Source organism: Lacrimispora xylanolytica, assembly GCF_026723765.1.
GTDB lineage: Bacteria > Bacillota > Clostridia > Lachnospirales > Lachnospiraceae > Lacrimispora > Lacrimispora xylanolytica.
The window spans coordinates 3,434,846-3,449,860 of the sequence record NZ_CP113524.1 but is presented as its reverse complement, the minus strand read 5'-3'; the positions used below and the strand labels follow the sequence as shown (position 1 = coordinate 3,449,860).

Annotated in this window: 14 protein-coding genes; 8 read left to right on the top strand and 6 right to left on the bottom strand. The window is 41.4% G+C overall.

Annotated features, from left to right (window positions below):
* Nucleotides 1-126 precede the first annotated feature (126 nt).
* The 4 genes from htpG (at nt 127) to OW255_RS16090 (ending at nt 5,427) form a co-directional block, all read left to right on the top strand.
* Nucleotides 127-2,127, top strand: a complete 2,001-nt coding sequence (gene htpG / locus OW255_RS16105) for a molecular chaperone HtpG (protein ID WP_268114649.1) — start codon at nt 127-129, stop codon at nt 2,125-2,127.
* A gap of 161 nt (nt 2,128-2,288) precedes the next feature.
* Nucleotides 2,289-3,131 (top strand): DegV family protein, encoded by an 843-nt coding sequence (locus tag OW255_RS16100; protein ID WP_024838673.1) that lies wholly within the window; start codon nt 2,289-2,291, stop codon nt 3,129-3,131.
* A gap of 477 nt (nt 3,132-3,608) precedes the next feature.
* Nucleotides 3,609-3,911: a hypothetical protein gene (locus tag OW255_RS16095; protein WP_024838672.1), complete on the top strand. Its 303-nt coding sequence runs from the start codon at nt 3,609-3,611 to the stop codon at nt 3,909-3,911.
* 328 nt (nt 3,912-4,239) lie between these two features.
* Entirely contained in the window at nt 4,240-5,427 is a 1,188-nt protein-coding gene (locus OW255_RS16090) for a CapA family protein (protein WP_024838671.1), read from the top strand.
* 2 nt (nt 5,428-5,429) lie between these two features.
* Here OW255_RS16090 and mnmL read toward each other — a convergent pair whose 3' ends face one another.
* A complete protein-coding gene (gene mnmL / locus OW255_RS16085) occupies nt 5,430-6,374 on the bottom strand; it encodes a tRNA modification radical SAM protein MnmL/YtqA (RefSeq protein ID WP_268114648.1) in 945 nt (314 codons plus the stop codon).
* A gap of 170 nt (nt 6,375-6,544) precedes the next feature.
* On the opposite strand from mnmL, the gene OW255_RS16080 reads away from it, so the two are divergent.
* Entirely contained in the window at nt 6,545-7,843 is a 1,299-nt protein-coding gene (locus OW255_RS16080) for a galactokinase (protein ID WP_024838669.1), read from the top strand.
* 84 nt (nt 7,844-7,927) lie between these two features.
* A complete protein-coding gene (locus OW255_RS16075) occupies nt 7,928-8,575 on the top strand; it encodes a cytidylate kinase-like family protein (protein ID WP_024838668.1) in 648 nt (215 codons plus the stop codon).
* 57 nt (nt 8,576-8,632) lie between these two features.
* On the opposite strand, the gene OW255_RS16070 is transcribed toward OW255_RS16075, so the two are convergent.
* From OW255_RS16070 to OW255_RS16060, 3 genes are all read right to left on the bottom strand, one after another.
* Complete coding sequence (locus OW255_RS16070; RefSeq protein ID WP_024838667.1) at nt 8,633-9,163, bottom strand: flavodoxin family protein; 531 nt, start codon at nt 9,161-9,163, stop codon at nt 8,633-8,635.
* 120 nt (nt 9,164-9,283) lie between these two features.
* Nucleotides 9,284-9,574: a putative quinol monooxygenase gene (locus OW255_RS16065; RefSeq protein ID WP_024838666.1), complete on the bottom strand. Its 291-nt coding sequence runs from the start codon at nt 9,572-9,574 to the stop codon at nt 9,284-9,286.
* 33 nt (nt 9,575-9,607) lie between these two features.
* Nucleotides 9,608-10,063, bottom strand: a complete 456-nt coding sequence (locus OW255_RS16060; protein WP_024838665.1) for a MarR family winged helix-turn-helix transcriptional regulator — start codon at nt 10,061-10,063, stop codon at nt 9,608-9,610.
* Nucleotides 10,064-10,257: 194 nt separating this feature from the next.
* On the opposite strand from OW255_RS16060, the gene OW255_RS16055 reads away from it, so the two are divergent.
* Nucleotides 10,258-10,803 (top strand): glutathione peroxidase, encoded by a 546-nt coding sequence (locus OW255_RS16055; protein ID WP_024838664.1) that lies wholly within the window; start codon nt 10,258-10,260, stop codon nt 10,801-10,803.
* 39 nt (nt 10,804-10,842) lie between these two features.
* Nucleotides 10,843-11,286 carry a MarR family winged helix-turn-helix transcriptional regulator gene (locus OW255_RS16050; RefSeq protein ID WP_024838663.1) on the top strand — a complete coding sequence of 148 codons (444 nt, stop codon included), beginning with the start codon at nt 10,843-10,845 and terminating at the stop codon, nt 11,284-11,286.
* A gap of 42 nt (nt 11,287-11,328) precedes the next feature.
* Here OW255_RS16050 and OW255_RS16045 read toward each other — a convergent pair whose 3' ends face one another.
* Together OW255_RS16045 and OW255_RS16040 are read right to left on the bottom strand one after the other, a co-directional pair.
* Entirely contained in the window at nt 11,329-13,110 is a 1,782-nt protein-coding gene (locus OW255_RS16045; RefSeq protein ID WP_268114646.1) for a methyl-accepting chemotaxis protein, read from the bottom strand.
* 435 nt (nt 13,111-13,545) lie between these two features.
* Nucleotides 13,546-14,904, bottom strand: a complete 1,359-nt coding sequence (locus tag OW255_RS16040) for an FAD-binding oxidoreductase (protein ID WP_024838661.1) — start codon at nt 14,902-14,904, stop codon at nt 13,546-13,548.
* Between the last annotated feature and the right edge of the window lie 111 nt (nt 14,905-15,015).

Sequence of the window (15,015 nt, the reverse complement as noted above, 5' to 3'; positions counted from 1 at the left end):
AGTGCTAATTTTCTATTGACATTTTTTAGACTGCGTATTAAAATACTCTTTGCAGGCAAATATTGAGAGAATTCCATGAATTCATGGAACTAAAATAGAAAAAAAGAGAGTGAGGAGTGTTCCGAAATGGCGAAAAAAGGAAGTTTGACGATTAACAGCGAGAATATCTTTCCAATTATTAAGAAATGGTTGTATTCTGACCATGACATCTTCTATCGTGAGCTGGTTTCCAATGGCTGCGATGCGATTACAAAGCTGAAAAAGCTGGAGATCATGGGAGAATGGCAGAAGCCGGAGGATCTTGAATTTAAGATTCAGGTAATTACCGATCCCAATGAAAAGACCATTACCTTTATTGATAACGGTATCGGTATGACTGTGGAAGAGGTTGATCAGTATATCAATCAGATCGCATTTTCCGGAGCTCAGGACTTCTTGGAGAAATACAAGGACAAGGCAAATGAAGAGCAGATCATCGGACATTTCGGACTTGGATTTTATTCCGCATTCATGGTTGCCGATAAGGTTACCATTGATACCTTATCTTATAAGGATGGAGCAAAACCAGTTCACTGGGAGTCTGACGGCGGCACCGAATTTGAGATGGTAGACGGAGACAAGGCAGAGCAGGGAACCACAATTAAGCTTTACTTAAACGAAGAAAGCCTTGAGTTCTGTAACGAATACCGTGCAAAAGAAGTTCTTGAAAAATATTGCTCCTTTATGCCGGTTGAGATTTATCTGACCAATGCAGCTGCAGAACCTCAGTTTGAGACCATTGAAAAGGATGAGCTGACAGACAAAGATACCGTAATCGAGACCATTGTAGAAGAAGCTAAAACTGAGGAAAAAGAGAATGAGAACGGCGAAAAAGTAGTCGTTGAAATTTCTCCAGCCACTGAAAAGTATAAAATTGCAAAACGTCCGGTACCGGTGAATGATACCAATCCTCTTTGGAATAAGCACCCCAATGAATGTACCGAAGAAGAGTACAAAGGATTTTACCGTAAGGTATTCCATGATTATAAGGAGCCATTATTCTGGATTCATTTAAACATGGATTATCCATTTAACTTAAAAGGAATTCTTTACTTCCCGAAATTAAACATCAACTATGACAGCCTGGAAGGAACCATCAAGCTGTTTAACAGCCAGGTATTTATCGCGGATAACATTAAGGAAGTCATTCCAGAGTTCTTAATGCTGTTAAAGGGAGTCATCGATTGTCCTGATCTTCCTCTTAATGTATCAAGAAGCGCACTTCAAAACGATGGCTTTGTGAAAAAAATCTCTGATTATATTACAAAGAAGGTGGCTGATAAGCTTACCGGTATGTTTAAGACAGACAGAGAAAACTATGAAAAATACTGGGATGATATCAATCCATTCATCAAATTCGGCTGCTTAAAAGATGAAAAGTTTGCTGAAAAGATTAATGATTCTCTTATCTTTAAAAATTTAGAAGGCAAGTATTTAACCATTGCTGAATGTCTGGAAGAAAATAAAGAAAAGCACGAAAACAGTGTATTCTATATTACAGACGAAAAAGAACAGAGCCAGTATGTTAACATGTTTAAGGAAGCAGGTCTTGATGCTGTTTACATGACTCAGAACATAGACAATCCTTTTGTGGGCTACTTGGAGCAGAAGAATGAGAATGTAAAGTTCTTATGCATTAACTCTGACTTATCCGATATCTTCAAGGAAGAAGTGAGTGAAGAGGATAAGGAAGCCATGAAAGCCGATGTGGATGCGCTTACTGAGCTGTTCCGCAAGGTGTTAGGCAAAGAAACCCTTGATGTTAAGGTTGAAAAGCTGAAAAATGAAGCAGTATCTTCTATGATCACCGTTTCAGAAGAATCCCGCCGTATGGCAGAGATGATGAAGATGTATTCCATGCCTGGTATGGATAACTCCATGTTTGGCAGCACTGAGACTCTTGTACTTAATTATAACAATAAGCTGGTACAGTATGTATTAAACCATAAGGAAGGATCTCATACCAACGCCATTTGCGAGCAGCTTTATGATCTTGCAGCGTTAAGCCATGGTTCTTTAACACCTGAGCGTATGACTAAATTCATTGCAAGAAGTAACGAGCTGATGATGGTGATGGCAGAAGCTTAATCACAAAACTGATGATAAAAAATAAAGGACCGCTGCCCTGGAAAACAAAGGGTAACGGTCCTTTTCTCCATAATCCTATTGACATCCGTGACGGGTTTCTCTATAATATATGGTAATGAATACTACATGATAAGTTTCGTGTCAGGAGGAAGAATAGAATTATGAATTATAAAATTATTGGGGATAGCTGCATTGATCTTACTGCAGATTTAAAAAAGGATCCCCACTTTCAGATAATTCCACTTACCTTACAGGTGGGAGAAAACCAGATTGTTGACGACGACACCTTTGATCAGAAAAGATTTCTGGAACTGGTAAAAAACAGCAGTGAATCACCTAAGTCTGCCTGTCCTTCCCCAGAGCTTTATAAAGAGGCATATGAGTGTGAGGAAGAGAATGTTTTCGTCATTACCTTATCCGAGCATTTAAGCGGCAGCTACAACAGCGCCGTCCTTGGTAAGAAGCTATATGAAGAAGAGCACGGAAACGATGGAAAAAAGATTGCAGTGTTAGGATCTGATTCCGCTTCTTCCGGTCAGCTTAACATTGCACTGCTGGTTCAGTCTCTTTGTCAGGCAGCCCTTCCATTTGAGGAAATTGAGCAAAGAGCAAGAGCCTTTATCAAGAATATGAAGACCTACTTTGTGCTGGAAAGCCTTGATACATTACGAAAGAATGGCAGACTTACAGGACTTCAGGCCTTCTTTGCTACAGCTCTTAATATAAAGCCGGTTATGAGCGCAGAATCCGGTGTGATTATAAAGCTGGATCAGGCAAGAGGCATTAATAAAGCTTTAATACGCATGGTGGAGATCGCTGTTAAGAATGCAGGTGATACCAGAGATAAGGTACTTGCCATTGCTCACTGCAACAACCCTGAGAGAGCAGAGTATGTAAAGCAGGAGATGAGAAAAAGAGCAGAATTCAAAGATGTGATCATTACTGAAACAGCTGGTGTTGCCACTGTATATGCCAATGACGGTGGAATCATCATGACGCTGTAATTTTACGTTTTAAAATACCTGAATAAAAGAAAGAAGCCTGTCGGGGCAAAAAAGGAGAGTCCTCCCCTTTTTCATGACAGGCTTCTTTTTATTCTTAACAGTTTGCTGCGGAGTGAAATACAAATTAAATATAAATTGCAGGTGGATGGGTGACACCAACGTACATTGCACTGAGATGATTATTTGCAATGGAACATGAATATAAGGATATGGCAATCTATTAAGCTTACACAGCTACAATATGACTTCATGGGACTATCTACTTATGAAAATAGACATAATATGGATAATACTTCCAAAACTTATGATAAGAACAGGGATAATTTTGTTTAAAATGCGACAATAACGAAATTTGATGGTTTTAAAGAACATATTTTGTTAAATGATTTCATAATTAAAAATAGATAAAATATTTACCTTTTTAACATTTTATGGTATAAATATTGTTACAAGGATAAAAAAAGGAGGGACTATTATATGAATAACGTAACTTCAATAGTCGTGCTTATAGCGTTTATCTTAGGAATTATGCTTTTATTTAATTTGTATACAAGAATGCTGAGCAAGATTCAGCAAAACAGCATTAGAAGAAGGCTGGAAAAAGGTAAGGTCAATGACCAGCAGTTAATCAAGCTGTGCAATGCAGCTGATAAAGGCCGTAATAGAAAGTTTATGGCAATTTTCATGTACGGTATTTTCTTCAAATCCTTCTTAAATATGCAGGAGGATATCTATCGGCTTTATAAGGCAGAGATTGATAAAAGAGGTTTGACATACTAGTATATACATAAGTGGTTCCAACTGATGATTTAAGTGGTACTATAAATTGATAGACGCACACGAATAAGGACATGGCAGGTTTGCCATGTCCTTTCTCATGGTTATACAGGTGCTTTTATCATTTGACAAAACTTGATTATTTGGGTAAGATAAAAAAATGGGAATAAAATCCAGACAAGCATAAAGGTTTAGTTATGGAAAAACAGAATGCATTATGTGGATAATCCTCGATTTTATAAGAAAATGTGGAGTTTTCCTCGAAAAATGTGGAAAACATTATGGAAATCATAAAAAACATGTTGAAACTATTAACAATCAGGAGGCATTGATGAAGAAAACAGGCAACTGGATCAAAATTCTGGTTTTCCTTCCTGCATTACTGTTCGTAATGCTTATTGGATGGATTGGAATCAGTGAATGGAAAGAAACAAAGGCCGAGCCCTCCCTGGCCTACGAAACAGACAACCCATCAGGGGAGGAATCTCAGGTTGAGACAGAAACAGAAGTTCTCACTGTAAAACAGTCGGAAGATGAGACAGAAACGAAAGTTCCAGACAAAGAGCCGGAAAACCCGGTGGTTCATCTGGTCTTTGCAGGGGATATATTACTTTCTAATTATGTAACATCAGCTTATGATAATGCAAAGGGTATTAATGGTGTGCTTGATACTGGATTTCGAACGGAAATCAGCCAGTCTGACATCTTTATGGCAAATCAGGAGTTCCCATTCAGTGACCGGGGGACAGCTGCACCGGACAAACAGTTTACCTTCCGGCTGCCCCCTTCCAGGGTATCTATGATGAATGAAATAGGGGTGGATATCGTGACCATTGCCAATAATCATACGCTGGACTATGGGACCGATGCCCTTCTTGATACCTGCACTGCCCTGGACGAGGCAGGCATTCGTTATGTGGGAGCCGGTCCTAATATGGAACGGGCAAAACAATTGCAGACCATGGCGGTAAAAGGAAAGACCATAGGATTTCTTGCTGCTTCAAGAGTTTATCCCGATCCTGGCTGGGTGGCCGGCAGTCAGAAGCCTGGCATGGTCAGTGGATATGATCCTACGATTCTATTAGAAGAGATAAAAAAAGCAAGACCTCTCTGCGATTATCTTGTCGTCTATGTCCATTGGGGCGTGGAACGGGATGAAAAACCCCAGCAATATCAACGGGCTTTGGGAAAACAGATCATTGATGCCGGGGCGGATGCGGTCATTGGAAGCCACCCCCACGTACTCCAGGGCTTTGAATATTATAAGGATAAGCCCATTTGCTACAGTCTTGGCAATTATATCTTTGGAAGTTCCATTCCAAAGACTGCCCTGTTACGCCTTGATGTAGATTTTAATGGGGGAAGCACCACCTTATCCCTGGTTCCAGGTACTTCTAAGTCAGGTTATACCAGAACCTTAACAGGGGAAGGAGAGAAACAGAGCTTTTACCAGTACATTCAGGGAATCTCCTTTGGGGTTACTGTGGATGAACAGGGAGTGCTTCATCATAATAATTAATCTTATCCGAGGTATCTGTCTCCCTGGCAGATACCTCGTTCTTTAAAGCGTTTTGCCAGAGTATTTAGTACCATGCGCTTGTTTCCGCTCCAGAGAGGGGCCAAAAGAAGGGCTTTTGGACCGTCACCGCTGATTCGGTGGATGACCACTTCCTTTGGAAGAAGGGCGATGCAGTCGATCACCAAATCTGCATACTCTTCCAAGGTGTAGACGGGAATCAAGCCTTTTTCGTATTCCAGGGCCAGGTCTGTGTCTTTTAAAATATGGAGAAGCTGCAGCTTAATGCCATCAGTTCCATGGTCTCCCAAACGGGATAGATAGCGGATGGTATCAAAAATCATCTCCTTATCTTCGCCTGGCAGCCCTAAAATTACATGGGTAATTACAGTTAACCCGGCTTCTTTAAGCCGTGCGTAAGCATCAAAAAAGACAGGAAGGGAATAGCCCCGCCTGATATACTGAGCGGTGGCCTCATGTATGGTCTGTAATCCGAGTTCTACCCACACCGGTTTTTGCTTATTGAGCTCTTTTAGTAATAAAATTACGTCTTCTGAAAGGCAATCAGGCCGGGTAGCAATGGAAAGAATCCCTACATCCGGATGGGATATGGCCTCTGTAAACAGCTTTCTTAAATAGGAAACAGGGGCGTAAGTATTGGTATAGGATTGAAAATATGCGATGAAACGGCCTTCCTCTGGTTTCATCTTCCGGATGACCGTTTCTTTGGCAGCTTCAATCTGTTCTGAAACAGAGATATGGGCACACCTGGATTCTGCAAATTCCCCTGAGCCTCCGCCGCTGCAAAAGATACAGCCATTATTCCCCAAGGTGCCATCCCGGTTGGGACAGGTCATTCCTCCGTCCAGGGCCAGCTTATAAATCTTTTGCCCATATTGTTTTTTCATTTCGTAGTCAAGAGAATGATAAGGTTTTTCGTTCCAAAGCATAGAAGCCTCCCCGGTTTTCGTCATTGCTTTATTATAGGTGCGGCCTGGTGATACTGTCAAATTATTTTATAGGATTTCGTAGAATAATGTATTGTAGAACTTTTGACAATTATGTTATACTCATAGTATTGTTTTATAATGTAATTGAATGGGGAAAAGGAGAATAAAAGATGAAAGTTACCGATACCATTAAGCTTTTAAAATCAGATGATTCCAGAAGACTTATGGCTTCACTATATGGAGAAGAAGGAATTGAAACTAACATAAAACGGTATGAGGAGCTGTTAGTAAGCTTTGAAAAGAAATTCCCCCAGGATGAGGATGTCCTGTTGTTTTCTGCGCCTGGCCGTACAGAAATCAGCGGTAACCATACAGATCATAATCATGGAAAGGTGCTTGCAGGAAGTATTAATCTGGACTGTGTAGGCGTAGCCGCGATTAATGGGACCAGGACCGTTACCATAATCAGTGAGACCTATAACCAGAATTTTACCATAGATCTTGATGATTTAAAACCAAGCGAGAAGAAGGCTGGAACCATTGATTTAACAAAGGGCCTGTTCAAAGGATTTTTAGAAGCCGGCCATGAAATCGGCGGCTTTGATGCCTATATTACCACCAATGTAATCAGTGCGGCGGGAGTTAGCTCCTCTGCTTCTTATGAGATGCTTTTATGCAGCATGATCAATACCTTTTTTAATCAGGGACGTCTTACCGCAGTGGATTACGCCCATATCGGCAAATACTCTGAGAATGTTTACTGGGACAAGTCCTCAGGTCTCTTAGACCAGATGGCCTGTGCTGTGGGTGGCCTTATCACCATTGATTTTAAGAATCCATCTGAGCCAAAGGTGGAAAAGATTGATTTTGATTTTGCTTCCAGAAATCACAGTCTGATTATCGTTAATACAGGCAAGGGACATGCAGATTTAAGTGAGGATTATTCCCTGGTTCCCCTGGAGATGAAAAAAGTAGCAGAGTTCTTCGGAAAAGAAGTGTGTGCAGAGATTACAGAAGAACAGGTTCTTTTAAACCTGAATGAGGTCAGAGAATTTGCCGGTGACCGTTCTGTTCTTCGGGCCCTTCATTTCTTTGAGGAGAATAAGCGGGTGGACGCAGAAGTGGCAGCCTTAAAGGAAGGGCGTTTTGAAGATTTTCTGCATAATATCACAGCCTCCGGCAATTCCTCCTGGAAATGGCTTCAGAACTGCTTTACCAATACCAGCTATCAGGAGCAGGGTATCACCGTGGCTCTGGCTCTGACGGAGCTTTTCCTGGGAGAAAAAAAGGCAGGAGCCTGCAGGATCCATGGCGGCGGATTTGCCGGTGTTATTATGACCATGATTCCCAATGAACTGGCAGATGAGTATATCGCCTACATGGAAAAAGCCATGGGCCAGGGAAATGCATACCGCATGAGCATCAGACCTTACGGGGCCATCTGTTTTGAAGAGATTCTAAAGCAATAATAATTGTAAATCCTGCCATAATAGAGTACAATAGAGGTAAGTAATAGAAGATATGAGAACGTGCAACTAAAGGAGGCAGGCATTATGAAAGAGAAAAATAATCTGGTCATTACAATAGGAAGACAGTACGGAAGCGGTGGACGTATTGTAGGAAAGGCTCTTGCAGAAGAATTTGGAATTAACTTTTATGACGAAGAGATTTTGACCCTTACTTCTGAGCAGAGTGCTGTGGGAGAAGTATTTTTCCGCCTGGCAGATGAAAAGGCAGGAAATAATCTGCTATACCGGATCGTAAGCGGATTAAAACCCCAGTTAGGAAAGCCATCGACAGATTCGGATATTGTAAAACCGGAGAACTTATTCCGTTTTCAGTCTCAGGTCATCAGAGAGCTTGCAGAGGAAGAGTCCTGTATCATTGCAGGCAGATGTGCGGATTATATCTTAAGCCGTGAAGATGTGAAGGTACCGGGACTTGTAAAGATATTTGTATACGCAGATACGCCTACACTTGTGAAAAGAACCATGGATGTAGATAAGATCGATGAAAAAGAAGCGACCAAGCGTGTGAAGAAGATCAACCGGGAGAGGAAAGAATATTACCGCTATTACACCGGTGAGAGCTGGGATGACTGGGATAATTATGATCTGATCATCAATACCAGCAGAATTGATTTGGAGCAAACTGCTACGCTTATCAAAGATTATATTAAATTAAGAGGGCTTGAGCTCTAAACATAATAGAAGATGGTGCTCCTGTTGGGAGCACCATCTTCTATTATGTACATTCTCTTATGAAAGGCTGGCTGCAAATTCTCTGACGGAATCCAGCTGATCGGTATTGTTCATGCTCCCCTTTTCTGTCATTCCTGATATTTTAATGACGCCCTTGTTTTCCCATTTCAGATAAGAACAAATGGCATTGAGCTGAGCTTCGGCAGCATCATAAACATTATTACCTCCGGAATTTAAGAGCATGGCAATGGATCTGATGCGAAAGCCCTTTTTAGCAAAGGCATACATACGATCCACAAAGGCCTTTGTCTGTGCGGAAACGTCAAACCAATAGATGGGAGAGGCTAAAACCAGCATATCGGTCACTTCGATATCCTTTAAAAGATGACTCATATCATCTGTCTGGCTACAAACACCATCGTGGGTAAAGCAGTATTGACAGGCCAGACATGGCCCCACCTTTAAGGTGCTTAAATTCCTCACTGTAACATCATGACCGGCTTCTTTTGCTGACTGGGCAAAGGCCTCTGCCATGATTTCTGTATTGCCGTTCCGTCTTGGACTGCCTGTGACTACTAATACATTCATAAAACTTCCCTCCATGATCCTAATAATTGATTTATGACCCGTAAATCTAACTATATATAGGGAGCATATAAAACGTTGATCCTGTTTATGGGATAAAATGCTCCTGGATAAGTGAGTGCTTTATTTAATTTTTTTACATACGTGAATTTCCGCAGCTTTTTCGGAAAAATCAGCAGTTGCTGCCATAACTTCTTTAAAATGCTCCGAATTCATATGGTTGTTTAAGGCTTCCTGGCTTTCCCATTCTTCCAGCATGGTAAGAATCTGTGGATTTTTTAAATCCTGAACCAGCTCATAGCGGATGCATCCTGCATCCTTGTTTCTGGTATCCTCAACCAGACCCATAGCCAATGTTAAATACTCCTCAACTTTGTCAGCTTTTACGTAGTTATTAGCAATAATGTGTATCATAATGTTCTCCTTTGCTTTTTGTTATCGTATGAACTAGAAATCTTTTGTTAAGCTTTTTAATAGCTTTCCACTAATGGCAATAAACTGAGCGGTTTCTTCTTCCGTAAGTATATTATCATATTGTCTGTGGAGCTGTTCCCATGATTCTGTGATTTCCTTTTGCAAGGCCAGTCCTTTGGGGGTAGGATTTAGATAAGCCTGCTTTCCTTCCAGCCTTTTGGTGACAAGCTGTTTTAATTCCAGCTTTTCAATCAGCCGTGTAATGGTGGAAGGAGTTAAGTGAAGTGTTTCCCCTAAATCTTTTTGCATCATACCGCCGTTTTGATTTACAAGATAAAGCAGGGAGGCATGGCTTGGAGAAAGACCTGTTTTTGCAAAAGCCTCCTCTGCTATTTTTCCCAAAGCCCTGGAAAGCTTGGTGGTGGTAAAAAACAGACAGCTATTCATGAGGAAGCCGTGTTGTTCTTCGGTATTTGAAACCCTGTTCAAAGCATCACCTCTCTCTTGTTTGTACATACAAATATAGCACTGGACGAAACTGGTGTCAATCTATTTTTATATCAAAATTGAATTTAACAAAATTAAATTTTACATTACCGTTGACAAGTTTTCTTGAATAACTTATAATAAAGATGATTTAGATAAATATAATTTGATATAATACATTTAAGGAGGTATATGACATGTCTGTTTATGATTTTAAAGTAAAACCAATGGCTGGAGAAGAGAAGAGCTTATCTGATTACCAAGGCAAAGTAGTATTGATCGTTAATACAGCAACTGAGTGCGGGTTCACTCCACAGTATACGGATCTTCAGGAATTATATGCAAAGTATGCAGAAAAAGGCCTGGAAATCCTTGATTTCCCATGCAACCAGTTTGGCAATCAGGCGCCTGGTGATAACGAAGAGATCCACACCTTTTGTACCGGACGTTTTGGCGTTACCTTCCCTCAGTTTTCCAAGATTGATGTAAATGGAGAGAATGCGATTCCTCTTTATCAGTATCTGGTAAAAGAGAAGGATTTTAAAGGCTTTGATGCCGGCCATAAATTAACACCTGTTCTGGAAAACATGTTTGAAGAAAAAAATCCCAACTATAAGAATGAACCGGATATCAAGTGGAATTTTACAAAATTCCTGGTTGACCGGAAAGGTAATGTAATAGAACGATTTGAGCCTACTGCTGATATGAAGCTTGTAGAAGAACGCATCAATCAGCTGCTGTAAAACAATCCATATAAGACAGTGGGAGAACGGAGAAACGTAATGAACTATGATAGACTAAAATTAGAAAACCAGCTATGCTTTCCTCTCTATGCCTGTTCCCGAGAGATCGTGCGTATGTATAAGCCATTTCTCGATGAGATTGGCCTGACCTATACCCAGTATATTGCCATGATGGTATTATGGGAGAAAAAGCAGCTTACCGTGAAACAGCTTGGAGAGCTTCTTTACCTGGACAGCGGTACCTTAACTCCCCTGTTAAAAAAGATGGAAATTTCAGGCCTTCTAAGCCGCAGCCGGGATAAGACCGATGAAAGAAGTGTCATTGTCACGCTGACGAAGCAGGGAGAGGAACTGAAGGAACAGGCGGTTCTCATACCGGAAAAGATTACAAAATGTGTCCCTCTTGATCAGGAAGAAGCGAAACAGCTGTATCACCTGTTATATAAGATCTTAGGAAGTTCCAACCGGAATCCAGACAAATAAAAAACTCAGGAAGCCAATGAGATGGTTTCCTGAGTTCTTTTTTTAGTATTTGCTGTACATAGTATCGTTTGTATAAGAAGATTCATAATCATATGTATCATGGGAAATATGAGACTCCTCTTTCAGAGGCTGATAATTTCCTGTCTCTGTTTTAAGCTTAAATCTTCCTACTTCTTCTTTCAGCATCTGTGCCTGTGCAGCCAGCTCTTCACTGGAAGCGGAGCTTTCTTCAGCTGTAGCTGCATTGCTTTGTACCACTGCGGATACCTGGGCAAGACCATGGTTGATTTCTTCAATGGCAACGACCTGTGCAGAAGATGCATTGTCAATTTCTTTAATAGACTGTTCGGCAAGCTTTGCTTTTTTTCCTACTTCTAAAAGAATGTTAGCTGCTTCTAAGGCAAGCTTTTCACCCTCTGAAACAGAAACCGCAGAATGTCCGATGAGCTCAGCTGTCTGTTTTGCAGCAGCAGCGGATTTCGCAGCCAGATTTCGTACTTCATCAGCCACTACGGCAAATCCTTTTCCGGCACTTCCGGCTCTTGCAGATTCTACTGCCGCATTCAGTGCAAGGATATTGGTCTGGAAAGCTATGTCTTCGATTACCTTTGTAATGCTTGAAATCTTATCGGAAGAAGCAGAAATCTCCTTCATGGAAAGATTTAATTTCTGCATATGCGCGTTGCTCTCAATGACACCTGCATCCGCCTCTCCAACATAAACGGTGGCCTTCTGTACATTTTGAGCGTTTAATTCCGCTTGCTGTGTAACATTTGTAATGGCAGCATTTAATTCCTCGATGGTAGCCGCCTGTTCTGTGGTACCGGAGGCAAGGGCCTGGGCAGCAGAGGATACCTGTTCTGCACCGGTGTTTACCTGATCGGAAGCAGTCTGAATGGAAAGAAGAGACTGGTTTAAGTCATTTTCAATCTTTAGCAGAGCAAGTCCCATGGCATCCTTATCAGAACGAATGGGAACATTCTGAGTGAAATCTCCGTTGCTGATGTTAACGGCAGCCAATGCCTGCTCCTTAATCCCGTTAGTCATATAGGTAAAAGCCATAGCCAGCTGGCCGGTCTCGTCCTTTGAGGTTATGTCTGTAAGGTCCACATCAAGCTGTCCCTGAGAAATCAGCTTTGCTGCGTCTACCACCTTACCGATGGGAATACTGATCATAGCGGATAATCTTTTTCCAAGGAAAATGGCAGCTATCATACCTGCAGCAATAAAAAGTATCAGCGCTACAGTAGCCACCACTGCGATGGTCTCATTAATGTTACTGATTTCATTTGCTTCTTTCATACGATTATCAATCAGCTTATCAAAGTTACCATAGATAGTCTGAATCTCCTCGCTCTGGTTTGCTAAAGCCAATTGAAGGCTTAATTTATCTCCTGATTTGGCGGCTGAAATAGCTTTTGTGATAGCAGGGTCATAGGAATCGTGAAAAAGCTTCATAGCTTCGTCGTATAACTGTATAGAATCCTGAGCCGAGGAAGGAATGGATTTTCGGTAGATTTCTGAGCTGGTAACAAACAGTTCCTTGTTCGTTTGGTAGCTTTGTTCCAGCGCTGCTACTTTTTCCTTGTCGTCGGAGTTAATGACCATATCCCTGGCATCGGTACGGATCTGATACAAGCTTCGTACGGCGGTGAACATATCCTCCAGAGGAGCGGTCTTTTCTTTGTACATGTAGGTATCTGATGAATTAATTCGGAGCATACTCCCAAGACCCACCAGACCTACCACCAGCATAATTGCAGCTACGGCTATAAATCCAGCACTCAGCTTTTTTGATATACTGTAGTCGTTAAAATTTCTCATAAGTAATCCTCCTGATAGTTACTAGCTACCTGACCCGGTAGGGACGAAATGAAAGACTGCTGATTTTTCATTCCGTAAATAAGTTTAATTCTCTGCTCAGGCTCTTTGGAATCCGGTGATGATTGAAAAACAAAAAGGGCAGTTCTGCCATGTGTTCCAAACGATTTTTATGGGCCAGATGAAATATATATGTTTTGGATCAAGGCTAAAATATAATACTCTTTATGCTCACTCCTATCTGCTAATATTTCCATATCAGCCAAAAATTTGTAATTATGATTATAAGTGAAAAAATGATAAAACTCAATCAAATTAGTAAAAAACTGTCGCTTTTTGTAAATAAATGTAACCTGAAATAAAAAAGTCCTCGTGTAAGGGGAATTTACACGAGGCTATGGGATGATTCATGTGTTAAATGGAATTATTTTTCTCTGTTTATAGGCACGGTGGCTTTTTTAGAATTCCCTGAGGGAAGGAGAAAACATTATAAGGATCATAACGTTTTTTTACTTTCTTTAACCGGCAGGCATTGCTTCCATAATATTCTTTTAGATAGCAGGGGAGTAGACCATAGGGGAAATTAACATAGGAGCCCTCCGTAACAGATTTCAAATAGCAGAATCGTTCGTTGATCCAGTCAGAATTTTCACACTTGCAGCTTTCAAATACAGTATTTAGCCATGTGATATAATGTGCGTTTCGGTAGAAGAATGCAGTTTCATTTGATGCAGTCTCTGAGACCCTTCCTCCTAAAGCATAAAAGGAAAGAGCAGTATAGACAGAACCCCTGGGTCGCTCTGCAATCAGACCCGCCAGCTGACACGTTTCACATTCGCTGAAATCACGAAGGACAAAACGGCTGGCAGACTGAAACGATTCATAGGGAGGATAAAATTCTCCAATGATGGTGACAGCTTCTAAAAAGGTAAGGCTTCTTAAACTGTATCTTACACCTCCAAGCTCTAATAGGGGTTTTACAATACCAAGAGCAGCTTCCGGGGGACCATAAAAGATACCTCTTGCAATGATTCCCAGGCCCTCCTCCTGTGAATTAAAGATTCGTGAAACAAGAGTGACCCTGATATCTGCATCCATCAGCCAATCCTGCCAGGTCTGGATAAATAAGGACTGCTTTTCCCGGTCAGCATTGGAATAACGGATATCGATGAGTGTAACGTTTGAGACCTTTGGTGGAAGCCGGAAGGTCATAGAGGTGACTACGCCAAAGTTTCCGCCTCCGCCTCCTCGAAGGGCCCAGTAAAGATCTGGATTTTCCGTATCGCTGGCTGTCAGGACGACACCTTCATAGTTCACAAGCCGCAGCTGCACCAAATTATCGCAGCCCAGCCCCAGATACCGGCAGGAGAGTCCCCAACCGCCTCCCAGGGCATAACCGCTTACACCAACGGTAGGGCAGGTACCGCCTGGAAAGGGATATCCCAGGGCTGAAACAGTTTCATAGACCTGCTTATTGGTAACGCCTCCCTGAACGGTGACAAGACTTAAAGCTTCATTTATGGCAATCTGATTGAATTCACTTAGATCAATATCAAGAATATCATTTCCTGTGGAATAGCCTTCGTAATTGTGTCCTCCGCTTCGGATACGCAGGGATACACAGTGTGATCTGGACCATAAGACGGCATTGCTTACATCCGCCTCGTTTTGACAGAAAACGATGGCAAGTGGGAATTTATTGACAGCTCGGTTGTAAACTTGTCTTAACTCCTGGTAGAAAGGGTCATCTGGTGTCACCACACGGCCGGTAAGACCTTCAAAATTACAAGTATTCATATATAAGCGCCTCCTTTCTTACTATCATGTTATTAGAAGAAAGGAGATTTGGTGCGGCTTGTATGTCTACTTAAACGAAAGGGGATTACGTATATTGATTTAAGCCGAAAC